The organism is Acidovorax sp. 22279, from assembly GCF_052045435.1.
GTDB lineage: Bacteria > Pseudomonadota > Gammaproteobacteria > Burkholderiales > Burkholderiaceae_C > Acidovorax > Acidovorax delafieldii.
Genome location: NZ_JBQEOV010000001.1, coordinates 459,069 through 483,721 on the forward strand (window position 1 = coordinate 459,069; position 24,653 = coordinate 483,721).

Consider the following 24,653-nt stretch of genomic DNA (forward strand, 5'->3'; position numbering starts at 1 on the left):
GCGCGGGCCAGTTTTTGCCGGTGTCGGCCCGCTGTCATGAATTCGTGGGTGTGGTGTCTACAGCGTGTAGGGCCAGCACTACAAATCGGTCGTGCAACGCACCGAATTCACTCTGCCGGTGCGCCACGCGCCAGCAGCGCAAGCTCCACATCGTTGCGCGCGCCGGTCTTTTCGAGGATGCGGGCGCGGTAGGTGCTCACCGTGTTGGGCGCGAGCTTGAGCTGCGCACCAATTTCGCTCACGCTCTGCCCGGCAGTGAGCAGGCGGAACACCTGGTGCTCCCGATAGGAGAGCGCGTCCACCCCGGCGGGCGTGCCCTGCTGGGCGGTACGCACCACCCCGGTGCGCTCTAGTGCACCTGCCAGGGCTTGCGCGGTCGCCTCCGTCAGGTAGCGCCCGCCAGCGGCCACCTTGCGCACAGCGGCCACCATGTCGTCGGGATCGGCGCTTTTGTGCAGGTAGCCCGCCGCGCCCATCTGGATGCAGCGCACCGCGTATTGCCGCTCGGGGTAGGTGCTGAGCATCAGCACCGGCAACGCAGGCCAGGCCTTGCGCAGCGCCTGCAACACTTCGAGGCCGTCCATGCCCGGCATGGCGATGTCCAGCAGCACCAAGTCCAGCCCCGGTGTTCCCGTGGGCCCTTGCAGGGCGGCAACCAGCTCCAGCACCTCGCTGCCCTGGGTGGCCTCGGCGACCACAGTGATCTCGGGCAGGCCATTGGCCGGGTCGCCCAGCACCTGCTTGAGCCCCTCCCGCACGATGCGGTGGTCATCACCGATCAACACTCGAACCACGGAATTCATGACAGCTCCAGAGGAATCAGCAATTGCAGGCACGAGCCCTGCCCCGGCTCGCTGGTGATGCTCAACCGGCCCCCAAGCTGCCGTGCCCGCTCGCGCATGCCCATCACGCCATAGGCGGTGGGCGCCTCCAGGGCCTGGCGGGTGGCGCCCACGCCGTTGTCGCGCACGCGCAGTTGCAGCATCTCGTCCTGCACGTCGATGGCAATGTCGATGGCGCTGGCCTGCGCGTGGCGGCCCACATTGCTCAGCATCTCCTGGAAGATGCGGAACACAGCGATGGCTGCAGGCTCGGGCAAGTGCAGGGTGGCAGGCACCTCCATCTGCCACGCCAGCTCCAGTTCGGCCGACTGCACGAACTCCTGTGCCTGCCACTCCAGCGCCGCCCACAGGCCCTGGTGGTCCAGGATGCTGGGGCGCAGGTCGGTGATGATGCGGCCCACGTTGTCCACGGCGTTTTCGATCAGGCGGCTCATGTTCTGGCACTTGCAGCGCATCTGGGTGCGCATGTCGCCCGCCGCCTCGGGCGTGCGCTCGCCCTGCTCGCCCAGGCGCTTGTGCAGCCAGTTGACATCCATCTTCAGCGCCACCAGCAGGCTGCCCAGCTCGTCGTGCACTTCGCGGGCGATGCGGGTGCGTTCGTCTTCGCGCACCTGCTCCGAGTAGGCGGACAGCTCGCGCAGCTGCGCCAGCGCCTGCGACAGCTCTTGTGTGCGTGCTGCCACTCGGCGCTCCAGCTCGTCGTTGGCGCGGGCCAGCTCATCGTGCGCGCGCTGCAGCTCATCGGCGGCACGCTTGCGGCTGGTAATGTCCACAAAAGCGATCACGGCACCCTGCACCTGATCGCCTTCCAAAATGGGGTGGCTCGAATACTCCACGGCAAACGCCGAGCCATCGCGGCGCCAGAACACCTCGGTGTCCACCCGGCAGGGCAAGCCCTGGCGGAACGCATTGAAGATGGGGCAGTCGCCGTCCGCATACGGGCTGCCGTCGGGGTGGCTGTGGTGGGTGAGCGCGTGCATGTTGCGCCCCATCACCTCATCGGCGGCAAAGCCCAGCATCTGCGCGCCCGCCCGGTTGATAAACACGCAGTTGCCCGCCAGATCAATGCCAAACACCCCCTCGCCCGTGGACTCCAGCAGCAGCCCCAGGCGGTTCTGCCAGAGGGCACTGGCACCGGCGGGCAGGTTCAGGACGTGGGTGGACATAGGGGCACCCAAGCAATGGCCGTGCCCAGGTAGCGACCAGGAACACATCGGGGACTGTGCGCCCGCCCGCCAACATCGCACAATAAGCGGATGCAAACCGCTCACCCGCCCTCTGTGGCCACTGTGGCCCCGCCCCCGCCGTCGGTATGGCGCCCGCCCAGCCTGTCCGTGCGCTGGTGGCCCGTGTTCATGCGCAACCTGCTGGTCTGGCGCAAGCTGGCCATCCCCAGCCTGGTGGGCAACATTGCCGAGCCGCTGATGTGGCTGGTGGCCTTTGGCTACGGCATGGGGGCCCTGGTGGGGCAGGTGAACGTGGGCGGCGCGGCGGGCGACACCAAGGTGCCCTACATCCTGTTCCTGGCCAGCGGCTCCATCTGCATGAGCGCCATGAACGCGGCCAGCTTCGAGGCGCTGTACTCGGCCTTCTCGCGCATGCATGTGCAAAAGACCTGGGACGGCATCATGAACGCGCCGGTCAGCCTGGACGACGTGGTGCTGGCCGAAATGCTGTGGGCGGCGTTCAAGGCGCTATTCACCGTCACCGCCATCCTGGGCGTCATGCTGGCCCTCTCCATCAGCCACAGCCCCAAGCTGCTGGTGGCCTGGCCGGTGCTGCTGTTCGTGGGGGTGATGTTCTCCAGCATCGCGCTCATCTTCAATGCGCTGGCCAAGGGGTATGACTTTTTTACCTACTACTTCACGCTGGTGCTCACGCCCATGATGTTTCTCTCGGGTGTGTTCTTCCCGCGCGAGCAGCTGCCTCCCATCGTGCGCACCATCTCCGACTGGCTGCCGCTGACCAACGCGGTCGAGCTGGTGCGCCCGCTGTTCATGGACCAGTGGCCTGCCCACCCCCTGCGCCACGGCCTGGTGCTGGTGGTGACCACCGTGGTGGCCTTCTGGGTGGCCCTGGCCCTGACCCGCAAGCGCTTCAAGGCATGACCGCCCTGCTCGGCCCCAGCCATATCGCCATGGTGGCCAAGGGCGTGTCGGCCATCGTGGCGTCACGCGATGCGGCCCTGCGCCCCAGCATCATGCGGGCCGTGGGCAGCCATATCAGCGGTGATGGGCAGGAGGTCACGGTGTACCTGCGGCGCAGTCAGTCCGAACAGTTGCTGCAGGACATTGCGCACACCGGCGAGATTGCCGTGGTGTTCAGCGTGCCGTCCACCCACCAGACGCTGCAGCTCAAAGCCCGCCGGGCCACGCAGCGCCCGGCCACTGATGGCGACCTGCCGGTGTTGCAGGCCTACCTGCAGTCCATGGTGCAGGAGGTGGGCCGGGTCGGCTACGGGCCGCAGTATGTGGCCGCCATGCTGGCGGCGCCGCTGCAAGATGTGGTGGCCGTGAGCTTCACACCCACCAGTGCGTTCGACCAGACGCCGGGTCCGCGCGCAGGCGCGGAGTTGTGTGCGCCACCCACGCCAACCGTTTCACAGCCATGAGCACCGCAGCGCCGTCCCTGCACAGCATCCGCCCCTGTCTGGAGGGGGCGATTCCCGCCATCATGGCGACCTGCGACCCTGACGGCACACCCAACGTGGCCTACATCTCGCAGGTGGTCTATGTGGATGCGGCGCATGTGGCGCTGTCGTTCCAGTTCTTCAACAAGACCCGCCAGAACATCCTGCGCAACCCGCGCGCGTCGGTGTTGGTGCTGGACCCAGTCACTGCCCATTTCTACCGCCTGCACCTGCTGTACGAACGCACCGAGGACAGCGGGCCGGTGTTCGAGAGCATGCGCGCGCAGCTGGCGGGCATTGCGTCGCATGCGGGCATGGCCGAGGTGTTTGAACTCAAAGGGGCCGACATCTACGCTGTGGAGCGCATCGAATCGGTGGCGGGCGAAGGCCTGCCGGCACCCGCGCCACGTTCTGGCTTGCTGCACACGCTGCGCCTGTGCAGCGAAAGCATTGCGCGCTGCACGGGATTGGACGAATTGCTCCAAGGCGCGCTGCAGGGCCTGCAGGACAAGCTGGGCATCCAGCACGCCATGGTGCTGATGCTGGACGCCAGCGCCCAGCAGCTATACACGGTGGCCAGCTGCGGCTATGCCACGTCGGGCGTGGGTTCAGAAATCCGGCTGGGTCAGGGAGTGATCGGCATGGCCGCGCGCGAGCGCACGCCGGTGCGCATCAGCCACATGACGCACGCTGCCCTGTACAGCCACGCCATCCGCGAAAGCATGGACGCACATGCCGCACCCGATGCGCCCCCGCTGCGCGGGCTGGACATCCCCTACCCCGGCCTGCCAGAGCCGCACAGCCAGGTGGCGGTGCCCCTGCTGTCGGCCGGGCGCCTGCTGGGCGTGCTGTTTGCCGAGAGCCCCGAGGACATGCGCTTTGACTTCGAGGACGAAGACCTGCTGGTGGCGATTGCGGGCCAGCTGGCCGCCGCCATCGACCTGCTGCAGGCCGCGCCCGATGCGCCCGAGCCGCTGCCTACTCCGACGGCGGCACCGCCCGTGAGCGGCAGCGCGCTGAGGGTGCGCCACTTTGCGGCCAACGACAGCGTGTTCATCAACGACGACTATTTGATCAAGGGGGTGGCGGGCGCCATTGTCTGGAAGCTGCTGCGCGACCACCAGCACACCGGGCGCGTGGACTTCACCAACCGCGAACTGCGGCTGGACCCCGCACTGCGCCTGCCCGATGTGGCCGATAACCTGGAGGCCCGCCTGCTATTGCTGCAGCGCCGCCTGCAGGAGAACTGCCCGCACATCCACATCGAAAAAACGGGGCGCGGGCGCTTTCGGCTGTGCGTGCTGCGACCGGTGGTGCTGGAAGACGCTTGAGCCTCAGAAGATGTATGTGAATCCGGCGTGCCCGAGCAGGCCGCCAAAACGCGCCCGATCGAGACACAAAGCGCAGCCATAGCTCGGGCTATGGCGAGCATTTGTAACGACGAACGGGTGTGTTTTGGCGGGATGAGCGGGCATGGCGGGTTCATTCACACCTTCTCAGTGCACCAGACCCGGCACCACCGGCAGGCCCAGGCTGCGCATCAGCTTGGACCACTCAGGCTGCGTGAGGTGCGGCTGCACTTGCGCCAGCACCGCTGCCAGCACAGGGGCAGGCGCATGTTGCTTCATGTCCGACAGCATGGCCGTGCGCTCGGCCGGTGACATGTAGGGCACCATCCAGCGGGCCACCACCATCATTTCGTGCGGCGGGATCGAGGCCACCAGCGCATCATGCACGCCCGCCAGTTCCGCGTCGGTGTAGCACTGCCAGAGCACGCGGTTGTGCGCAGTCTCTTCCTCGTGCATGTGCTCGAAGTTGTGAGCCACAAACAGCGCCAGCTGGCGGTACAGGGCCTGGGTGACTGCGGGGCGTGCGGGCTTGGCACAGGCCATCAGGTGGTTTACACCGTCCGCCAAAGCGGCGATGGCCTGTTCGTGCTCCACATGTTCACCGGCAATGCTCTGGCTGGATCCGGGCTGGCGCGCCTCCATGGCGGCGTGCACGAACTGGTTCTCATGGTGCAGGTGGGCGCGGCACAGGTCCAGCAGCTGCATCACGCGGTCGCAGGTGTGGGCAAACTCCAGGTCATCCTCGACATCCATGCGGCCCAGGCCCAGCAGCGTGTCGGCCATGAAGGCGCGCAGCGCCTTGTGGATGCTGGCGTACATGTCCATGCGGGGGGCGGCGGGCTGGGCTTGTGTCAGTGCGGCAATTTCGCGGGCATCAATCTTCATCACGTTCTTTCATGGCCCCGGTGGGCTCTTTCAGCGCCTTTTTTGGGCGCTGGGCCGGGTGCACCATGCACCCGTTTCCATGCAAAGAAGTCTAGAAATTCGCCGCGCTTTTGCCTGTTAAAAACTCCTTAAACAGACCCTTTGAAAACCTTAAAAATCGCGTTCCGGACGCCAAACGTGAAATCGTTCACGGCGCGGCGCGCAGCAGGTCCACCGCTTTTTCAGCAATCATCACCGTGGGCGCATTGGTGTTGCCGCTCACAATGCGCGGCATGATGGACGCGTCCACCACACGCAGGCCCGCGAGGCCATGCACACGCAGTTCGGCATCCACCACATCCAGCGGCCCGGGCCCCATGCGGCAGGTGCCCACGGGGTGGTAGATGGTGTCGGCGTACTGGCGGATGAACTGCTCGATCTCGGCATCGCTGCGCGCACTGGCCGAGGCCGCCAGCTCCTTGGCGCCGAACTTCGCGAGCGCCGGTTGCATGAGGATCTCCCGCGTGCGTTTGAAGCCACGCACCATGCGCGCCATGTCATCGGGATCGGCCAGGAAGTTCGGGTCCACCAAAGGCAAGGCCATGGGGTCGCGGCTGGCCAGCGTGACCGCGCCCCGGCTCTTGGGCTGCAGCAGGCACACGTGGGCCGAGTAACCATGGCCGAACACGGTCTTGCGCCCGTGGTCCACCAGCTTGCCGATCACAAAGTGCAGCTGCAGGTCGGGCGCGGGCTCGGACGGGTCGCTCTTGATGAAGCCCCCCGCCTCGGCAAAGTTCGTGGTCAACATGCCCGTGCGCTGCTTGCGCCATTCGGCTATGCCCCGCAGCGTCTGCGCCATGCCCGACAGTGACAGGCCGAACAGGTCCTTGAGCTCGGGTGCGTCCAGCACCTGCACCACGTCGGGGTGGTCGTGCAGGTGCTGGCCCACTCCCGGCAGGTCGTGCAGCACCGGGATGCCGTGTTGCTGCAAGTGTGCGGCGGGCCCCACGCCCGACAGCATCAGCAGCTGCGGGGACAGCAGCGCGCCTGCACTCAGCAGCACCTCGCGTCCGGCACGCACCTGTTGCAGCGTACCGCCCTGGCGGTATTCCACACCCACGGCGCGTGTGCCCTCGAACAGGATGCGCGTGGCATGCGCACCGGTGATGACCTGCAGGTTGGGCCGCGCCAGATGCGGCGTAAGGTAGCCCTTGGCAGCGCTGTGTCGCTCGCCGTTCTTGTGCGTGACCTGGTACAGGCCCACGCCTTCCTGCGTGGCGCCGTTGAAGTCGGTGTTGTGTGGGTGCCCGGCCTGTACACCTGCGTCGGTGAAATATTGGCTGAACCGGTTGGGTGCACGCAGGTCTGCCACGTTGAAGGGCCCGCCCCGGCCGTGCCAATCGTTGGCGCCGCGTTCGTTGTTCTCGGCACGCACGAAGTAAGGCTTCACATCCTCCCAGCCCCAGCCCGGGTTGCCCTGCGCGGCCCAGTGGTCATAGTCGGCGTGCTGGCCCCGGATGTAGACCATGGCGTTGATGGAGCTGGAGCCCCCCAGCACCTTGCCGCGTGGCTGGTAGCCGCGCCGGTTATTCAGCGCGGCTTGCGGCGTGGTGTTGAAGCCCCAGCCGTTCAGTTCGAACTTGGCCATCACGGCCAGCCCAGCCGGGCAGTGGATGAGCACGCTCTTGTCGGCAGGCCCGGCCTCCAGCAGGCAGACGCGCACGGAGGGGTTCTCAGTCAAACGGCCGGCCAGCACGGAGCCCGCCGAGCCGCCACCGATCACGATGTAGTCAAACATGTTTTGTGTCTCCTCCGCCATGCTGCGCAGCGGCTTGTTGGTTCAGGTTTGACGCACGATAACCGAACGGTCGTGCGATTCCCCTTACCATTCCGGCCATCCGTTTCACTTTGAAGAGGGCTCTCTATATGACGATTCAGACCGTAGGCATCATCGGCGCAGGCACCATGGGCAACGGCATTGCACAGGCCTGTGCGGTGTCGGGCATCAACGTGGTGATGGTTGATATCTCCGATGCTGCAGTGCAAAAAGGCCTGGCCACCGTGGCCGGCAGCCTGGACCGCCTGATCAAGAAGGAAAAAATCACCGAGGCCGACAAGGCCGCCGCGCTGGGCCGCATAAAGACCTCCACCAGCTACGACGACCTCAAAGCCGCGCAATTGGTGATCGAGGCCGCCACCGAAAACTACGAACTCAAGCTCAAGATCCTCAAGCAGGTGGATGCCCTCGTGGGCCCCGGGGTGCTGATCGCATCGAACACGTCCTCGATCTCCATCACCAAGCTGGCGGCCGCCACCAGCCGCGCCGACAAGTTCATCGGCATGCACTTCTTCAACCCCGTGCCCATGATGGCGCTGGTGGAGATCATCCGCGGCCTGCAGACCAGCGACGCCACGCACGACGCCGTGAAGGCCCTGGCCGAGGCCCTGGGCAAGAGCCCCATCACCGTGAAGAACGCGCCCGGCTTTGTGGTCAACCGCATCTTGGTACCCATGATCAACGAGGCCTTCTTCGTGCTGGCCGAGGGCCTGGCCACGCCCGAGGACATCGACGCGGGCATGAAGCTGGGCTGCAACCAGCCCATCGGCCCGCTGGCGCTGGCGGACATGATCGGCCTGGACGTGTGCCTGGCCGTGATGGATGTGTACCTGACCGAGTTTGGCGACAGCAAATACCGCCCCTGCCCGCTGCTCAAGGAAATGGTGGCCGCAGGCCGCCTGGGCCGCAAGACTGGGCAAGGCGTCTACACCTACTGACGGCCGTCAGCGCGCTGTCCCTCGGGGGACGGCGCGCGGTTTCCATTGCGTTTTCAATCATGGGCCAGGAGACCTGCGCCCATGACAAACATCACCCCCACTACGCCCCCGCCCGAGGGCAACATCGACACCCAGGTCATCGGCCATGTGCTGCTGATCGGCATCAACCGGCCTGCCAAGCGCAATGGCTGGACACCCCCCATGTTCCGCCAGCTAGCCGAGGCCTATACCCGGCTCGACGATGACCCGCAGCTCCGCGTGGGCGTGCTGCATGCGTTTGGCGACCATTTCACCGCAGGGCTCGACCTGCCCGCTGTGAGCGCCTACATGCAGCGCGGCGAAAAAGCCATCCCCGAAGGCCTGGTGGAGCCCCATGACTACGGCCTGCCCGGCTACCGGCGCCGCACCAAGCCCATGGTGGTGGCGGTCAAGGGCATCTGCTTCACCGTGGGCATCGAGCTGATGCTGGGTGCCGACATCGTGGTGGCCGCCGACAACTGCCGCTTCTCGCAGATGGAGGTGCAGCGCGGCATCATGGCCACGGGCGGCGCCACGCTGCGCATGGCCGAGCGCGCGGGCACGGGCAATGCGCTGCTGCACCTGCTGACGGCCGACGAGTTTGGCAGCGCTGAGGCGTACCGCCTGAACTTTGTGCAGAAAGTGGTGCCGGCTGGCCAGGAGCTGGACGAGGCATTGGCGATCGCCCAGCGCATTGCCGCACAGGCGCCGCGTGCGGTGGTCGCCACTCGCCTGAATGTGCTCAAGGCCATCGAGCAAGGCCAGGCGGCTGCGGTGGCGGACTTCATCCCGGTGCAGAAGGAACTGGCCAACAGCGAGGATGCGGCCGAAGGCGTGCGCGCGTTTGTCGAGCGCCGGCCCGCGCAGTTCAGCGGGCGCTGAGGTCCTGGTGGTGCGTCGCCGCCAGAACCACCACGCGCCAGATTTCAAGCCAAATCGACCGCTAGCGCAGATAAATCATGCGCTAGCAGCTTCACTATTGATAGCACCCCTGAGGGCGCCGTGGACGCGGCGCCCCCACATGCGCCAGCGGAGCGCGCGAATAGCACCGATGGCGCGGCGCCGCTCCCCCACCCACACAATCCCATCCATTAACAAAGTTTTTCACAATTCAATTGCACACAATTGAATTTGCACCCACAATTCACTCCATGCCCAGCCACAGCACACCCCACACTCCCAGCCCCGCCATCCTGCGGCTGGACAACCAGGTCTGCTTTGCGCTGTATTCCGCCTCGCTGGCGATGACCAAGCTGTACAAACCGCTGCTCGACCAGATCGGCCTGACCTACCCCCAGTACCTCGTGATGCTGGTGCTGTGGGAGCAGGATGGCGTGACCGTCTCCGAGCTGGGCGAGCGCCTGTTTCTGGACTCCGGCACGCTCACGCCGCTGCTCAAGCGCCTGGAGGCGCAGGGCCACATTGCCCGGTTGCGCGATGTGCAGGACGAGCGCCGTGTGCGCATCACCCTCACGTCACAAGGCCGCGCGCTGCGCAACCAGGCCGAAGCCATTCCACCGTGCGTGCTGCAAAGCAGCCAGTGCTCGATTGCCGAGCTGACCACCTTGACCACCGAACTCAAGCAGCTGCGAGACCGGCTCAGCGAGCAACGCTGACGGCCTGCAGACAACGCAAGAACCGATTCCCTCCACCGCCCGCCAGTGGGCAACAACCGCAAGGAAGACACCATGACCACACTCGAAAAAGTCCTGTACACCGCCAAGTCGCACGTGACCGGTGGCCGCGATGGCGCCGCCAAGACCGATGACGGCCGCCTGGACGTCAAGCTGTCCTCGCCTGGTACGTCCGGCACCGGCACCAACCCCGAGCAGCTGTTTGCCTCCGGCTACGCAGCGTGCTTCATCGGCGCGATGAAGGCTGTGGGTGGCAAGATCGGCATCCCCGTGCCCCAGGATGTGTCCATCGACGCCGAAGTGGACCTGGGCCCCATCCCGAACGCCTACGGCATCGCTGCCCGCCTGGCCATCAGCCTGCCCGGCCTGGACAAGGCCACGGCCCAGAAGCTGGTAGACGCAGCCCACCAGGTCTGCCCCTACTCCAACGCCACGCGCGGCAACATCGACGTGACCATCACGATCGTCTGAGAACGTGTTGACGACCTCTCAGTGGCCGCGCAGCGGTCTTTGCGGGAGGGGATGCAAGGCGCGGTGCGCAGCCAATAGCTCGGCTATTGGCAAGTGCCGCAACGCCGCAGACCACCCGCAAAGGCCACTGCCCGAAGGGTTGGAGCGAAATCGGGCGATTGAACGCCCCGGCTGCTTGCATGGGCATGAGCCCATGCGGCGCACCCGACGCATCCACTCATCCCGATTGCGCTCCAACGCGGCCGCTGCGAGGCCGCCAACACGTTCTGCACCATGAGCCGCCAGCTGCCTCCCCGCATCGCGGTGGCCCTGGTGGCCATCGAGCATGTGTACATCCTCGTGCTCGAAATGTTCTTCTGGAACAAGCCCCTGGGCATGAAGACCTTCAACCTGACCCAGGAGCTGGCCGACGCCACCACCACGTTGGCGGCCAACCAGGGGCTGTACAACGGTTTTCTGGCGGCAGGCCTGTTCTGGGGGCTGTTCACCGGCAACCGGGTGTTCAAGATCTTCTTCCTGGCCTGCGTGATCGTGGCTGGGGTATTTGGCGCCGCCACCGCAGCGCCCAAGATCTTCTTCAGCCAGGCGCTGCCCGCGATCATTGCGCTGGGCCTGGTGCTGGCGCTGGACAAAAAAGCCGCCGCACAGCGCAGCCTCTGAGCTACCAAAACCATAGCTGCCAGCGCTTGATCAACAAGCGCTGGCAGCTATTTTTGTTTTGAATCCGGGAAAGCACGGCGGCCTGCAAGCTGCCATTCAGGCATGCGCGCGATGATGGGGTTGGAGACAACCCCATGAAAATCGCCCTGCTGTCCGACATCCACGCCAACCGCCAGGCCCTGGACGCCTGCCTGCAACACGCCTGCGCACAGGGCGCCGAACAATTTGCGCTGCTGGGCGACCTGGTGGGCTACGGTGGCGAGCCAGTCGCGGTGGTGGAACAGGTGCGCGACCTGGCCCAGCAGGGCGCCCTGTGTGTGCTGGGCAACCACGACGCCATGGCCCTGGCGCCGCCTGCCAACCCCCGCAACCGCAGCGAGCTGGGCGCGCAATGGACGCACGACCAGCTCGGCAACAGCCACATCGCCTTTTTGCAGTCGCTGCCGCTCACGGCGCGGCTGGGCAGCAGCGCCTTGCTGGTGCACGCGAGTGCCGACATGCCCGCGCAGTGGCGGTATGTGGAGGACTCCAACGCCGCCGAGCGCAGCATGACCGCAGCGCAAGGCATCGACCCCGCCATCCGCTATGTGTTCTGCGGCCATGTGCACGAGCAGGTGCTGTACTTCCTCACGCCCACGGCCAAGCTGATGCGCTTTGCGCCCGAGCCCGGCGTGCCGGTGCCCGTGCCAACGCACCGCCAGTGGCTGGGCATTGTGGGCTCGGTGGGCCAGCCGCGCGACGGCGATGCACGCGCCATGTACGCGCTGTTCGACGACACCGCCAAGCAGATCACCTTCTACCGCGTGCCCTACGACCACCTGGCCGCCGCCGCCGCCATCCGCGCGGCGGGCCTGCCCGGCTTCTACGCCGATCGGCTCGAAAAAGGCCAGTGACATGAAACTGCTGGAGCCCGGCACCGAGATCGACGGCTTCCGCGTGGTGGACTGCATCCACGCGGGCGGCATGGCCCACATCTACGCCGTGGAATACGCGCAGGCCGACCGCAGCCCCGGCTTTGCCATGGCGATGAAGATCCCGCGCATGACGGCGGGTGACGGGGCCGAGAACATCGTGAGCTTCGAGGTCGAGCTGCAGATCCTGCCCGTGCTCAGCGGCCCGCATGTGCCGCGTTTTGTGGCGGCGGGCGACCTGGTGCGGCTGCCCTACCTGGTGATGGAATACATCCCCGGCCAGACGCTGCAGCACTGGCTGGATGCGCCCGGGCGCTGCGACATCACGACCATAGCCCGCCTGGGCGCGGCCACGGCGCGCGCCGCGCACAGCCTGCACCAGCAGAACGTGTGCCACCTGGACCTCAAACCGGCCAATGTGCTAGTCAAGGAAGACGGCACGGCCGTGCTGCTGGACTTTGGCCTCTCGTGCCACGCCCACTACCCGGACCTGCTGGCCGAGGAAATGCGCCAGGCCGTGGGCTCGCCCGCCTGGATCGCACCGGAGCAGGTGGTGGGCGTGCGCGGCGACCCACGCAGCGACATCTTTGCCATCGGCGTGATGCTGTACGAGCTGGCCACCGGCGAGCTGCCCTTTGGCGCCCCCACCACCAGCGGCGGCATGCGCCAGCGCCTGTGGATGACGCCCGCGCCGCCGCGCAAGCACCGGGCCGACATCCCGCCCTGGCTGCAGGAAGTCATCCTGCGCTGCCTGGAGCCCGAGGCCGCAAGCCGTTACCCCTCGGCCGCGCACCTGGCGTTTGACCTGTCCAACCCCGAGCAGGTACTCATCACCGAACGCGGCGAGCGCACCGAGCGCACGCCGCTGCGCACCCACCTGCGACGCTGGCTGCGCGCAGCGGGCATGCACTACACCCCCAGCCCCCTGCCCTCGCAGCAGATCGAAGACACGCCCATCCTCATGGTCGCCGTGCCCCATGCCGATGTGAGCGATGCCACGCTGTACTCGCTGCGCCAGGCCGTGGCCCGCTCGCTGGGCATCCGCCCCGGCGCACGGCTGGCCTGCGTGACGGTGGTGTCGCCCGGCGCCAGCAGCACCAGCGACAGCGAGCGCAGCGAAACCACGCTGCACCGCCAGCACATGGCGCGCCTGCGCCAGTGGGCCCAGGGGCTGGACCTGACCGGGCATGCCGTGAGCTACCACGTGCTCGAAGCGAGCGACGTGGCCCAGGCGCTGGTGCGCTATGCGGCCAGCAACCACGTAAGCATGATGATCCTGGGCGCCGCCACTCACGGGCTGCAAACCCAGCGCTTTTTTGCCACGGTGCCCATGCGCGTGGCGCGCGATGCGCCCTGCACCGTCATCCTGGTCAAGCAGGCGCTGCCATTCGAGCAACTGGCCCAGCCCACAACCGATTGAACACTTCGGCACACGGAGCCTGTGTCGCCCAGGCGGCGCGCGCCGCTTGAGCGCACGCCCGCTTTGGTTTAGCGTCGCGGCATGAGCACCACCATCCTTCTCGTGCGCCAGGACCAGCTGGCCACCACCCGCCTGTTGACCACCGACGACACCCCGCTGGCCGAGGGCCAGGTCCGCGTGCGGGTCGAGTCGTTTGCCCTCACGGCCAACAACATCACCTATGCCGCGCTGGGCGACATGCTGAACTACTGGCAGTTCTTCCCCACCGGCGAGGCCGGCTGGGGCATCGTGCCTGTGTGGGGCTTCGGCACCGTGGTGCAGTCGCTGCACCCGGCCGTGGCGGTGGGCGAGCGGCTGTATGGCTACTGGCCCATGGCCAGCCAGGCCGTGCTGTCGCCCCAGCGTGTCAACCCCACGGGCTTCAGCGACGGCGCCCCGCACCGCGCGGGCCTGCATGCGGTCTACAACCACTACCTGCGCACCAGCACCGACGGGCTGTACCGCGCCGACAACGAGGACGTGCAGGCGCTCCTGCGGCCACTGTTCATCACCTCGTGGCTCATCGACGATTTTCTGGCGGACCAGCAGTTCTTTGGCGCCCGGCGCATGCTGCTGTCAAGCGCGTCGAGCAAAACGGCCTACGGCACCGCCTTCCAGCTTGCACAGCGCGACGGCATCGAGGTCATTGGCCTCACCTCGCCCGGCAATGTGGCGTTTTGCGAAAGCCTGGGCTGCTACAGCCGCGTGGTCACCTACGACGCACTGGACCAGATCGACGGCGCCACACCCAGCGTCTACATCGACTTTGCGGGCAGCGTGGGCCTGCGCCAGCGCATCCACGCCCACTTCACGGGCCTGGCCTACAGCTGCTCGGTGGGCGCCAGCCACGTGCAGGACCTGGGCGGCGCAGGCCAGCTGCCCGGCCCGCGCCCGGTGATGTTCTTTGCGCCCGCCCAGGTCAAGAAGCGCCACACCGACTGGGGCGCCCAGGGCCTGAACGAGCGCCTGGTGGCGGCGTGGAACCAGTTCAGCACCGCCGTGTCGTCGGGGCCGCAGCCCTGGCTGGTGGTGCAGCGCCATGCGGGTCCCCAGGCCACGCAAACCCTGTTCGCCAGCGTGCTGGCGGGCAGCGGCGACCCGCGCGCGGGGCATATCGCGACGATGCTGCCCGCTTAAAGCCCGCAACCCGGCGGCCAAGGGCTTGGCGGCGACAATGGGGCATGACCCCATTGTCGCCCGATACCGCTACCAACCCCGCCAACGACCAGCACCCCTACGCCCGCCTCACCCCCGACCAAGTGCTGGACGCACTGGCTGGCGTGGGCCTGTACGGCGATGGCCGCCTCATGGCCCTGTCGTCGTACGAAAACCGGGTGTACCAGGCGACGCTGGAAGACGGCGAGCGCGTGGTGGCCAAGTTCTACCGCCCAGGCCGCTGGAGCGAGGCGCAGATCCTCGAAGAACACGCCTTTGCCGCCGAGCTGATGGCCGCCGAGGTGCCCGCCGTGGGCCCGCTGGTGCTGAACGGCACCACCCTGCACCAGCACAATGGCTTTGCGTTTTCCGTCAGCCCCTGGCGCGGCGGGCGCCAGCCCGAGCTGGACGACTTCGAGGTGCTGGAATGGATCGGCCGCTTTCTGGCCCGCATCCACACCGTGGGCGCCGCCCAGCCCTTTGCACACCGACCCACGCTGGACCTGGCCACCTTCGGCACGGCATCGCGCGACTGGCTGCTGATGAACGAGATCATTCCGCTCGACATGCAAGCCGCCTGGAAGGCCCAGTGCGACAAAGCTCTTGATTTGATAGCTACCAGCGCATATTCCACTAGCGCTACAGGCCAATTTGGCTTGAACAATGCCACCATGATCCGCCTGCACGGCGACTGCCACCCCGGCAACATCCTCTGGACCCCGCTGGATGAATGGGGCCGCGGCGGCCCGCACTTTGTGGACCTGGACGACGCACGCATGGGTCCGGCCGTGCAGGATCTGTGGATGCTGCTGTCGGGAGACCGGCGCCAGCGCACCCACCAGCTCGGCGCCCTGATCGACGGCTACGAGCAGTTCCGCAGCTTCGACCGCCGCGAGCTGGCGCTCATCGAACCGCTGCGCACCTTGCGCCTGATCCACTACAGCGCCTGGCTCGCGCGCCGCTGGCAAGACCCGATCTTCCCGGTGAACTTTCCCTGGTTTGGCAGCAGCGACTACTGGCGCGGGCAGGTGGACATGCTGATCGAGCAGATCGAGGCGATGGAGGAAGAACCGCTGGTGGCCTGACAAGGTGGACCGGGCGGGGACAGGCCCCACCAGCGCAGGCCAGGCCATTGCAAACGATTGTCAACCCCTGCGCACAGCTGCCCGATGTGGGGCACCATCAAGGCACCTCTTCCCCAAAGAGGTGTTTCTTTGATTTCACGGCCCCCGGCCCAGAGCCCACCAACATGCGCATCGCAGTCCTTGACGACGACCTTCTCCTGCTGGAGCAGATCAAGGGCACCCTGGAATGCCACCACCATGTGTGCCACACCTACGCCGACGGCACCAGTCTGCTGAAGGCCCTGCGGCACGACACCTTCGACCTGCTGATCGTCGACTGGCACCTGCCGGACATGGAGGGCACCGAGGTCGTACAGACCGTGCGCGACATGAGCGGCATGCAGTTGCCAATCCTGTTCATCACCCGCCGCAACGATGAACGCGACGTGGTCGAAGCGCTCTCGCGCGGTGCCGACGATTTCATGAGCAAGCCCCTGCGCATGGGCGAACTCGTGGCCCGCATCACAGCGCTGCTGCGCCGCGCCTACCCCGAAAGCATGGGCGCCCGCATGACCTTCGGCGCCTACTGTTTTGACGCCGACAAGCGCTCTCTGAGCGTGCACGGCCAGCCCATCGAACTCAAGCACCGCGAGTACGAACTGGCCCTGTTCATGTTCCGTAACGCGGGGCGCCTGCTGTCCCGCACCCACCTGCGCGAAGCCGTCTGGGGCGACAGCGCCGAAACCCCCTCGCGCTCGCTCGACACCCACATGTCACGCCTGCGCACGAAGCTGGAGCTGACCGAGAACAACGGCTACACGATCTCAGCGATTTATGGGATGGGGTACCGGCTGGATCCTGTGGGCGCACCAGCCCTCCACCGCGCCCCTGGGCAGCAACGCGCCGCGACCACCGAAACACTTTCAGGGTAGTGGCCGGCAGTGCCCGCTGGCCAGGCTCAAGGCGAGGACGTGGCAGGCGGCAGCGAATCGCGCCAGCTGCGGATCAGCACATCGTTCACAAATTTACGGTCCATCCACAGCCACAGCAGGATAGGTACCAGCGTAGGCAGCACCAGAGAGCCCAGCTGGTAGCCATACACAATGGCCTCCATTTGCCACTGAGATACCCTGAGCAGACGGATGTCTGCCTGGGCGGCCAACACCATTTGCATCAGGGCGCTCATCGTCAGACTGAATGCCTGGACCGGTAGCAGCAGGACATACCCTGCAGCCGCACGGCCCAGGCGCCCCCGGCCTCGGGCCGCCAGCAGCAGCGCAATGAAGATCGGCAGCCCGTAGGCGTAGCGTGCTGTGCTGACATCGATGGTGATCTCCCCGCGTCGCCCGCCCGCGTCGGGAACAGGCACGGAGATCGCGGTATCCACCTCCATGGTGCCCGGCGACAGATGCACCTGCCGCACCCACATCGGCGCACTCTGCTCCAGCGCCATGTGCGAAAGCACCCCCACGGGGTAGGAAGTCCATGCGGACACCTGCGACCACACAGTCGTCAGGGCCACGATCCACCCGAAGGCAGACAGCATGAAGATCGTCAAGGGAGAGAGTCGGCGCATGGGCAGTCCGTTCCTTCGCTTTCGGCTCATCGCACGGGCGGCGACAGGTCCAGAGACGCGCTCACCAGCGGGTCGGCAGGCTTTGGAGAGACTGCGGAGTACGCCGGGGGCGCAGGTGGATCTTCAGGCGGCGATGGAGGCCCGGACGCTTCCTGCGACTTGCTGCCTGCGCGCACCCAGAGCAGCCAGACAACCAGCACGTCCAGCATGATGAGTGCCTGCCACAGGTACTCGTGCGCAAAGTTGAACACTTGCGTGTTCCACTGCCCGAGGTAGAAAAGACTGATCACCCGCACCACGTTGAGCCCTTGCACCGCCAGAAAGCCGACCAAAAGGCCCACCAGCTTGTGGCGCCAGGACGAGGGGAACGCCATCACGGCAGCAAACAGCACGATGCAGGCTTCGATGCCGTTGCATCCGGGCTCGATCGAAACACCAAAGCCGGTCGCGGTGTTCCAAAGCACCTTGCCCGCCGCCGCAGCGGTTTCGTCAAACAGCATGACCAACGCCACGCAGGCGCGCGCCAGCAACTCCGTCCACGGAAGAACCACATGCTGCTGTACCACGCCCAGCATGTTGATGCCAAAAAGGGAAAGCTGAAGCAGTACAAAGGTCAGAAAAAAACGCAGCATGGAACTCTTGGACAACAAAGCTGCCTGCAAAGATTCAGGCGAAGCTTCCATTATCGACAAACAAAAAAGCGGCCAGCACGCCTTGGTGCGTGCTGGCCGACACCAGCCGGAGCGCTTCGCAGATGTGCGAAGCGCCGAGGGGGACTACTGCGAAGCGGTCAGCGACGACGCCCCCGTGCCGCCTGCCCCCAAGCCATCAGGCCCAGCAGGGTGGACAGGATGATCAGCCCCCACTCCGACAAGGTTGGAATGCTGCTGGTCCCGCTGGGCGACACCGACACCGTGGTGGTGGTGGTGCTGGAGTTGTTGCCGGGATTGGTGTCACCCGGCGCATCCAGCGTGGCTGTGTTGACCAGCGGACGTGCGCCGGTATAGGGCGATGCCAGCGCTGTCACCAGCGTGAAGGTCCGCGAAGCCCCCACTGCCAGGGGCCCGATCGCGCACCGCACTGTGCCTGCCGCATTCACGCAGCCAACGGCCGAGACAAAGCTCACCCCCGCAGGTAGCACATCCACCACTTGTGCGCCATCGCTGGCCAGAGGGCCGTTGTTGGTGACCGTCAGTGTGTAGTTGAGCGATGCGCCAGGCGCCAAAGGCCCCACAGGTGCTGACTTGACCAGGGCCAGATCGGTCGCCACGGTAAAGCGGCGCGCAGTGGTGTCATGCGTGACCACGTTGTTGGCCAGGGTGGTTTCCGTCTCGTCCACGGTCACGCTGGCCCGGTTGAAGGCCGTGCCGCTGGTGGCACCCGCCACCGTGAGCGTCTCCGCACGCATGGCATAGGTCACCGTTGCCGTCTGGCCACTGTTAAGGCCTGGGAAAACGCAGCGCAGCGTGCCACTGGTAGCGCCCACGGTCGGCTCGGTACACACGCCCCCCGCATTCACGGTCAACGCACCTTGGTAGCTGAACGTCGCGGTCGGCGCCGAGCCTGGGGCCGGGAAGATGTCCGTCATCACCACATTGGTCCCATAGGAAGGTCCGCTGTTGTTGATGGTGATGGTGTAGGTGGTCGGTTGCCCCAGGTCCACCGGGTCGGCGCTGTCCACCTTGTTCACCAGGATATCGAGCTGTGCGGCCGTGACGGGTGTCGTGGTGGTTGCGCTGTTGTTGCTCGTGTTGGACTCGGCAGTGGCAGTGGTTGCAGCGATGCTGTTGACGACGTTGCTGCCCGCAGCGTTGCCCAGGGGCCGCATGCGATAGGTGGCCGTCTGCTGCGAGCCCGCCGTGATGCTCGTCCAGGTGCAGGTGAGGGTTCCTCCGACGGTGCCCGCCGTGATCGGCGAGCAGGATCCACCGCCGCTGACGGTGACCAGCTCGATGAAGGCGGCGTTGGAGGGCAAGGTGTCCACCATCTGCACCGTTTGCGCGGTGGACGGCCCGGTGTTTCCGATCGTCGCCACGAAGGTGATCGGTGCTCCGGCAGCCACGGAGGAGGGGGTCGCGGTCTTGGCAGCCGTGACATCCACCAGGGCGGTGACCTGGCTGGTCACGCTGCCGCTGTTGTTGGATTGATCAGGATCGCCCACATCGGTGGACCGCACGGTGGCCGTGTTCGTGCGATTTCCGGTAGCTGCGATATTGGGACGTACCACCAGGGTCACCGTCGCTTGTGCACCTGCTGCCAGGGTGCCCAGAGAACAGCTCAGGTTCTGCGAAGTCCCGTTGGTCACCCCGTTGGGCGTGCAAGAGCCCTGCGAGGCTGTAGCAGACTGAAAGCCCCCCGTATTGACCAGGCTGGCCAACGTGTCCGACACCACCACATTGGTGGCCGTTGCAGGGCCCAGGTTCTCCACGGTGATGACATAGGTCAGGTTCTCGCCGGCCACCACGGTGGTGGGCGACGCCGTTTTAGACACCACCCGCAGATCGGCCTGCGTTGCGGTCGATGTGACGCCGACCCCCGCACAGTTGTTGGCGGCATTGCTGTCCACCCGTACGCCTGCCCCCAGGGCCACGCAGGCGTTGTTGGTGGCCGTACCGGTGCCGGTCAGCATGGCAGAGACGGTGACCACAGGCGCGTCGGTGTTGGCCGACAACGCAGTGGAGCGAGAGCAGTTCCATGCACCAGGCCCTGCAAACGGCAAAGCATCGCAGGTCCATCCGGTCGCGCTGACGAGGGTGTTGAGGGTGACCCCCGCCGGAACCTGGTCTGTGATGGTGATGGTCTGGCCCGCCGGGATGGCCAAGGGGCCGGTGTTGCGTGCTGTCAGTGTGTAGTTGAATGGCTGGTTGGGCACCACCGGGTTGATGCTCGCCGTTTTGGTCAACCGCATGTCTGCGTCGTTGCTGGACGTGACATTGGCCGTGGCGCTGTTGTTGCCAGGCACAGGGTCGGGCAGCGCGGTGCTGACACCCGCCGTGTTGCTCAACACCCCGGTGTTATCCGCCGTGGCTGTCACGGTAATCGCGGGCATGTTGCTGAAGTTGGCGCCCGTGTACTCGGACCGGGTGCAGGTGATGGTGGCATCACATGTCCATCCGGAGCCCGTCGCAGAAACAAAGGTCAACCCCGCCCCCAAGGTGTCGGTCACCGTGACGACCTGCCCTACCAGCGACATGCCGCCATTGAGGCGGGGCGTCAGGGTGTACACCACGTTGGCACCCTGCGCCACGTTGGAACTGGCGGCCGTCTTGGTGACCGACACATCCGCTCCAGCGTTGGAGGCCACATCTACAGTGACCGTGTTGTTGGTCAAATCCCCATCCGGCATGGTCGCGCTGTCTGGCTTGCGGCCAGCCACAGCAAATGCGGCAGTCACAGTGCCGTTCACATTGGACACAGCAGGCACGGTCAACACCGAGGTGGTGGCACCGTTCGCCAAGGTGCCCGAGCGGGTACAGCTCACGTTGCCACTGCTCAGCGGATAGCCGCTGGACGGCGTGCACGACCAGCCACTGCCCGAGGGTGCTGCGGTGATCAAAGCCCCGGCAGGCACGGTGAAGCTAATGCTCTGGCTGCCATCTGCCGCGTCCGGCCCCTGGTTGGTAGCCTGCAATGCGTAGCTGTAAGCTTGGCCTGCATTCACGCTGGCAACAGACGGAACTGCAGACACCGAAAGGTCAGCCGCTTGCGTGGCCGTTGTGGCCTGGATGCTGTTGACGTTATTGCTGGCGTTGGGGTCTGCAGTGGTGCTGCCCGCCGTGGCGGTGTTGGTCCACACCCCAGCCGAAGGCAAGCGCACGCGCACCGTCACCGTTTGATTGGCATTGAACGGAATGTCGCCCAAGGCGCAACTGACCGTGCCGCCAGCCTGGTTGCAGGTGCCTGCGGTCGTGTTCACATCAATGAAGACGGAACCTGCGGGCAAGGTGTCTGTCAACGTGACACCCACCGCCCCATTGGGTCCGTTGTTGTCGATGCGCAGCGTGTACGTGAAGATGCCGCCAGCTGGGCCCGGGTCCGGAGAGTCTGCGTGGTTCACCACCAGGTCCGCAGACTGCGCCAGGGCAGCGCCCGCGACCAGTCCATTCGCCAGCAGCAGCCAGCCAAACCGGCGCAAGGCGCGGGATGCCCGGCGGGATTTCGCCGCCCAGCGTTGATGGCGCATGCCCTGCTCGGGCTGCGTAGTACCGTCAAATTCCTGCATCTGTCTACTGGGCGGATGCGCGCCCACAAAGAGGCGCGACAACGGATTGAACATAGTTGGTCCTGAAGTGATGAACAGCTCAAGTTTTTGGCCACGCCGCAACCTCACCAGCCCCTTTTCGGGTTGGTAAAAATCGGTGTGAGGGGAGACCGCGAAGAAGCCCAGCCTTGGTGGCTGAAGCAGCACTCGAATCTAGCCACGAAACAGGCGCATTGCTGCGGGGCAACAATCGTTAACCATTGCGTGACGCAATGCGTATCGTTCGCACCACTCGCGTGCAGTGCTGTGGTGATCAATTCGGCGGGAGAAGGCGCGGCCCTTGGTTTCCTTGGCCCGCGCAGGCCATCAGGGCTTCAGTGATTCACGCGTTGGAGCGCAGGACATTCCGCGCACGCCAACGCAGTGAACTCCGCTGCGGACGGCAGCGTTGTGCGGCGTTATGCAAGGCCCGTGAGGCTTGAGCAAAGCCAACACGGTGGGCTATGCTGCACCCTATCAACACGCCCCCCCCGCCCATGAAGGACTGGATACGCAACGTTTTTTCGATCCGACAGACACGCCGCCCCGCGCCGGTGGGGCAGGTGCCTGCGGTCGGCACGGACATCCAACGGGAGGCGCTGAAGATGGCGGTCACCCATCGGATTTCGGGGGAGTTGTGGGACTGGCTGGTGCTCTCCGGCTGGCGCAATCTGCCAGTGGCAACCGACCGGCGTCGCGGCATGCGGCTACCCGATGAGGCCCTCAAGACTTTGATGGATGCAGCCCCACAAGAGCGCAACCAGGTGTATGCGCGGCTGCTGGAGCAGGCTCAGCCGCTGGAGTGAGCTGGCCCCGCAGTGGCCAAAGAAAACCCCGGGAGCAATCCAGCCCCGGGGTTTCACTTTGAATGGCTTCCCAGCCCCTATTCACGCGGGGTGAAAGCAGATTTCGCCCCGGGGGTGCACCTGCCCACCACCTGCGAGAACCTCAGGCCAGCAGCGCGTTCACGCGCTTGACGTACGCCGCAGGGTCTTCTGGCAAGCCGCCTTCGGCCAGCAGGGCCTGGTCGAACAGGATGTGCGCCAGGTCATTAAAGTGCACACTGCCATCGAGCTTCTTGACCAGCGCGTGCTCGGCATTCACCTCCAGCACAGGCTTGGTCTCGGGCGCCTGCTGGCCAGCCTGCTTGAGCATGCGCGCCAGCTGGGTGCTCATGCCATCGTCCTGCACCACCAGGCAGGCGGGTGAATCGACCAGGCGCGTGGTCACGCGCACGTCTTCGGCCTTGTCCTTGAGCGCTTCTTTCAGCTTGGCCAGCACAGGCTTGAAGGCTTCGGCAGCTTCTTCGGCGGCTTTCTTCTCGGCCTCGTCCTGCAGCTTGCCCAGGTCCACGGCGCCCTTGGCCACGCTTTGCAGCGGGGTGCCGTCAAACTCGTGCAGGTAGTTCAGTGCCCACTCGTCCACGCGGTCGGTCATCAGCAGGACCTCGATGCCCTTTTTCTTGAAGACTTCGAGCTGTGGACTGTTCTTGGCAGCAGCCAGGGTGTCGGCAGTGATGTAGTAAATCGCCTCCTGGCCTTCCTTCATGCGGGCCTTGTAATCGGCAAAACCGACCGTCACGGCGTCGCTGGTGGTGGATGCAAAACGCAGCAGCTTGGCCAGGCGCTCGCGGTTGCCAAAGTCTTCACCCAGGCCTTCCTTCAGCACGGCGCCAAACTCGGCGTAGAACGCGGTGTACTTGCCTTCCTTGGCCTTGTCATCGGCATCCACCACGTCGGTCACGCCGTCGGCGCCCGCTGCGGCGTCGTGCTTGTCGTGCTTGGCCAGGTCTTCCAGCATCGAGAGCACGCGCTTGGTGGAGCCTTCGCGGATGGACCGCACGTCACGGCTTTCCTGCAGCAGTTCACGGCTCACGTTCAGCGGCAGGTCGGCCGAGTCGATCACGCCCTTGACGAAGCGCAGGTAGGTGGGCATCAGCGCTTCGGCGTCGTCCATGATAAACACACGCTTCACGTACAGCTTCACGCCGGCCTTCTTGTCGCGGTTCCACAAATCGAACGGCGCCTTGGCGGGGATGTACAGCAGCTGCGTGTATTCGGTGTTGCCTTCCACGCGGTTGTGCGCCCAGGTCAGTGGGGCTTCGTGGTCGTGGCTGATGGTCTTGTAGAACTCGGCGTACTGCTCGTCGGTGATGTCCTTCTTGGGACGCGTCCACAGGGCGCTGGCCTTGTTGATGGTTTCCCACTCGCCCGTCTTGACCATGCCGCCGGGCTGGCGGCCACCGCTTTCGTCGTTAGGGTTGATCAGCTCGCCGTCTTTCCACTCTTCCTTTTCCATCAGGATGGGCAGGCTGATGTGGTCGGAGTATTTGGCGATGACCTGCTTGAGCTTCCAGGCGTTGAGGTATTCCTCGGCGTCATCGCGCAGGTGCAGGATGATGCTGGTGCCGCGCTGGGCGCGGGTGATGGTTTCCACCTCGAAGTCGCCCGTGCCGCCGCTGATCCAGCGCACGCCTTCGTCGGCTTGGAGGCCCGCACGGCGCGATTCCACCGTGATCTTGTCGGCAACGATGAAGCCGGAATAGAAACCCACGCCGAACTGGCCGATGAGCTGGGCATCCGCCTTCTGGTCGCCGCTGAGCTTGCCCATGAAGTCCTTGGTGCCGCTCTTGGCAATCGTGCCCAGGTGGTCGATGGCCTCCTGCTGGCTCATGCCGATGCCGTTGTCGGTGATGGTCAGCGTCTTGGCGGCCTTGTCGAAGGTCACGCGCACTTCAAGGTTGGGCGCGTCTTCGTACAGGGCGGGCTTGTCCAGCGCCTCAAAACGCAGCTTGTCGCAGGCGTCCGACGCGTTGGAGATCAGCTCGCGCAGGAAGATTTCCTGGTTGGAATACAGCGAATGGGTAACCAGGTGCAGCAGCTGGGCCACTTCGGCCTGGAACGACAGGGTTTGCTTGCTCATGGAGGGGTTCTCTCTATGGAAATCGGTCTGAACGAATACGAATGGGATCGGCACAAAAAATCACGCCTGCCGAACCAGCAGGCG

22 protein-coding genes are annotated in these 24,653 nt (G+C 65.6%); 14 read left to right on the forward strand and 8 right to left on the reverse strand.

What is annotated here, in order from left to right; all coding sequences use genetic code 11:
- Nucleotides 1–107: 107 nt before the first annotated feature.
- On the reverse strand, nucleotides 108–803 hold the full coding sequence (locus ACTJKQ_RS02005) for a response regulator (RefSeq protein WP_108499166.1): 696 nt from the start codon (nucleotides 801–803) through the stop codon (nucleotides 108–110).
- Nucleotides 800–2,008: a sensor histidine kinase gene (locus ACTJKQ_RS02010; RefSeq protein ID WP_056059659.1), complete on the reverse strand. Its 1,209-nt coding sequence runs from the start codon at nucleotides 2,006–2,008 to the stop codon at nucleotides 800–802. The genes ACTJKQ_RS02005 and ACTJKQ_RS02010 overlap by 4 nt, the downstream gene beginning before the upstream one ends.
- Before the next feature lie 90 nt (nucleotides 2,009–2,098).
- Here ACTJKQ_RS02010 and ACTJKQ_RS02015 point away from each other — a divergent pair, with 90 nt between their 5' ends.
- From ACTJKQ_RS02015 to ACTJKQ_RS02025, 3 genes are read left to right on the forward strand one after another with little or no spacing between them, the layout of a single operon-like run.
- Nucleotides 2,099–2,950, forward strand: a complete 852-nt coding sequence (locus ACTJKQ_RS02015; RefSeq protein WP_094289109.1) for an ABC transporter permease — start codon at nucleotides 2,099–2,101, stop codon at nucleotides 2,948–2,950.
- On the forward strand, nucleotides 2,947–3,453 hold the full coding sequence (locus tag ACTJKQ_RS02020; RefSeq protein WP_440595835.1) for a hypothetical protein: 507 nt from the start codon (nucleotides 2,947–2,949) through the stop codon (nucleotides 3,451–3,453). Before ACTJKQ_RS02015 ends, ACTJKQ_RS02020 begins: the two co-directional genes overlap by 4 nt.
- Nucleotides 3,450–4,802 carry a GAF domain-containing protein gene (locus ACTJKQ_RS02025; protein ID WP_440595836.1) on the forward strand — a complete coding sequence of 451 codons (1,353 nt, stop codon included), beginning with the start codon at nucleotides 3,450–3,452 and terminating at the stop codon, nucleotides 4,800–4,802. The genes ACTJKQ_RS02020 and ACTJKQ_RS02025 overlap by 4 nt, the downstream gene beginning before the upstream one ends.
- A 165-nt stretch (nucleotides 4,803–4,967) precedes the next feature.
- On the opposite strand, the gene ACTJKQ_RS02030 is transcribed toward ACTJKQ_RS02025, so the two are convergent.
- Both ACTJKQ_RS02030 and ACTJKQ_RS02035 read right to left on the reverse strand, forming a co-directional pair.
- Nucleotides 4,968–5,705 (reverse strand): hypothetical protein, encoded by a 738-nt coding sequence (locus ACTJKQ_RS02030; protein WP_440595837.1) that lies wholly within the window; start codon nucleotides 5,703–5,705, stop codon nucleotides 4,968–4,970.
- A 187-nt stretch (nucleotides 5,706–5,892) separates the two neighbouring features.
- On the reverse strand, nucleotides 5,893–7,482 hold the full coding sequence (locus ACTJKQ_RS02035) for a GMC family oxidoreductase (RefSeq protein WP_440595838.1): 1,590 nt from the start codon (nucleotides 7,480–7,482) through the stop codon (nucleotides 5,893–5,895).
- A gap of 128 nt (nucleotides 7,483–7,610) precedes the next feature.
- Here ACTJKQ_RS02035 and ACTJKQ_RS02040 point away from each other — a divergent pair, with 128 nt between their 5' ends.
- The 10 genes from ACTJKQ_RS02040 (at nucleotide 7,611) to ACTJKQ_RS02085 (ending at nucleotide 16,763) form a co-directional block, all read left to right on the forward strand.
- Nucleotides 7,611–8,459, forward strand: a complete 849-nt coding sequence (locus ACTJKQ_RS02040; RefSeq protein WP_440595839.1) for a 3-hydroxybutyryl-CoA dehydrogenase — start codon at nucleotides 7,611–7,613, stop codon at nucleotides 8,457–8,459.
- An 81-nt stretch (nucleotides 8,460–8,540) separates the two neighbouring features.
- A complete protein-coding gene (locus ACTJKQ_RS02045; RefSeq protein WP_440595840.1) occupies nucleotides 8,541–9,359 on the forward strand; it encodes a crotonase/enoyl-CoA hydratase family protein in 819 nt (272 codons plus the stop codon).
- 269 nt (nucleotides 9,360–9,628) lie between these two features.
- Nucleotides 9,629–10,093, forward strand: coding sequence for a MarR family winged helix-turn-helix transcriptional regulator (locus ACTJKQ_RS02050; RefSeq protein WP_099731384.1), 465 nt, complete (start codon nucleotides 9,629–9,631; stop codon nucleotides 10,091–10,093).
- A gap of 72 nt (nucleotides 10,094–10,165) precedes the next feature.
- Nucleotides 10,166–10,582 carry an organic hydroperoxide resistance protein gene (locus ACTJKQ_RS02055; protein WP_056060042.1) on the forward strand — a complete coding sequence of 139 codons (417 nt, stop codon included), beginning with the start codon at nucleotides 10,166–10,168 and terminating at the stop codon, nucleotides 10,580–10,582.
- A 273-nt stretch (nucleotides 10,583–10,855) separates the two neighbouring features.
- The gene (locus tag ACTJKQ_RS02060) at nucleotides 10,856–11,242 is read left to right on the forward strand and encodes a DUF1304 domain-containing protein (protein WP_440595841.1); all 387 of its coding nucleotides are present in this window, start codon (nucleotides 10,856–10,858) and stop codon (nucleotides 11,240–11,242) included.
- 134 nt (nucleotides 11,243–11,376) lie between these two features.
- The gene (locus ACTJKQ_RS02065; protein WP_440595842.1) at nucleotides 11,377–12,135 is read left to right on the forward strand and encodes a metallophosphoesterase family protein; all 759 of its coding nucleotides are present in this window, start codon (nucleotides 11,377–11,379) and stop codon (nucleotides 12,133–12,135) included.
- A gap of 1 nt (nucleotide 12,136) precedes the next feature.
- Complete coding sequence (locus ACTJKQ_RS02070) at nucleotides 12,137–13,573, forward strand: protein kinase domain-containing protein (protein ID WP_440595843.1); 1,437 nt, start codon at nucleotides 12,137–12,139, stop codon at nucleotides 13,571–13,573.
- An 81-nt stretch (nucleotides 13,574–13,654) separates the two neighbouring features.
- Entirely contained in the window at nucleotides 13,655–14,749 is a 1,095-nt protein-coding gene (locus ACTJKQ_RS02075; protein WP_056059682.1) for a DUF2855 family protein, read from the forward strand.
- 44 nt (nucleotides 14,750–14,793) lie between these two features.
- On the forward strand, nucleotides 14,794–15,852 hold the full coding sequence (locus tag ACTJKQ_RS02080; RefSeq protein WP_440595844.1) for a serine/threonine protein kinase: 1,059 nt from the start codon (nucleotides 14,794–14,796) through the stop codon (nucleotides 15,850–15,852).
- A 164-nt stretch (nucleotides 15,853–16,016) separates the two neighbouring features.
- Nucleotides 16,017–16,763, forward strand: coding sequence for a response regulator transcription factor (locus ACTJKQ_RS02085; RefSeq protein ID WP_056059686.1), 747 nt, complete (start codon nucleotides 16,017–16,019; stop codon nucleotides 16,761–16,763).
- Nucleotides 16,764–16,789: 26 nt separating this feature from the next.
- Here ACTJKQ_RS02085 and ACTJKQ_RS02090 read toward each other — a convergent pair whose 3' ends face one another.
- From ACTJKQ_RS02090 to ACTJKQ_RS02100, 3 genes are all read right to left on the reverse strand, one after another.
- On the reverse strand, nucleotides 16,790–17,407 hold the full coding sequence (locus ACTJKQ_RS02090) for an exosortase H-associated membrane protein (RefSeq protein WP_056059687.1): 618 nt from the start codon (nucleotides 17,405–17,407) through the stop codon (nucleotides 16,790–16,792).
- A gap of 26 nt (nucleotides 17,408–17,433) precedes the next feature.
- Complete coding sequence (gene xrtH, locus ACTJKQ_RS02095; RefSeq protein ID WP_108497111.1) at nucleotides 17,434–18,039, reverse strand: exosortase H; 606 nt, start codon at nucleotides 18,037–18,039, stop codon at nucleotides 17,434–17,436.
- 158 nt (nucleotides 18,040–18,197) lie between these two features.
- A complete protein-coding gene (locus tag ACTJKQ_RS02100; RefSeq protein ID WP_440595845.1) occupies nucleotides 18,198–21,683 on the reverse strand; it encodes an IPTL-CTERM sorting domain-containing protein in 3,486 nt (1,161 codons plus the stop codon).
- Nucleotides 21,684–22,144: 461 nt separating this feature from the next.
- Here ACTJKQ_RS02100 and ACTJKQ_RS02105 point away from each other — a divergent pair, with 461 nt between their 5' ends.
- Nucleotides 22,145–22,453 (forward strand): hypothetical protein, encoded by a 309-nt coding sequence (locus tag ACTJKQ_RS02105; protein ID WP_056060049.1) that lies wholly within the window; start codon nucleotides 22,145–22,147, stop codon nucleotides 22,451–22,453.
- A gap of 142 nt (nucleotides 22,454–22,595) precedes the next feature.
- On the opposite strand, the gene htpG is transcribed toward ACTJKQ_RS02105, so the two are convergent.
- Nucleotides 22,596–24,569 (reverse strand): molecular chaperone HtpG, encoded by a 1,974-nt coding sequence (htpG, locus tag ACTJKQ_RS02110; RefSeq protein WP_440595846.1) that lies wholly within the window; start codon nucleotides 24,567–24,569, stop codon nucleotides 22,596–22,598.
- Nucleotides 24,570–24,653 lie beyond the last annotated feature (84 nt).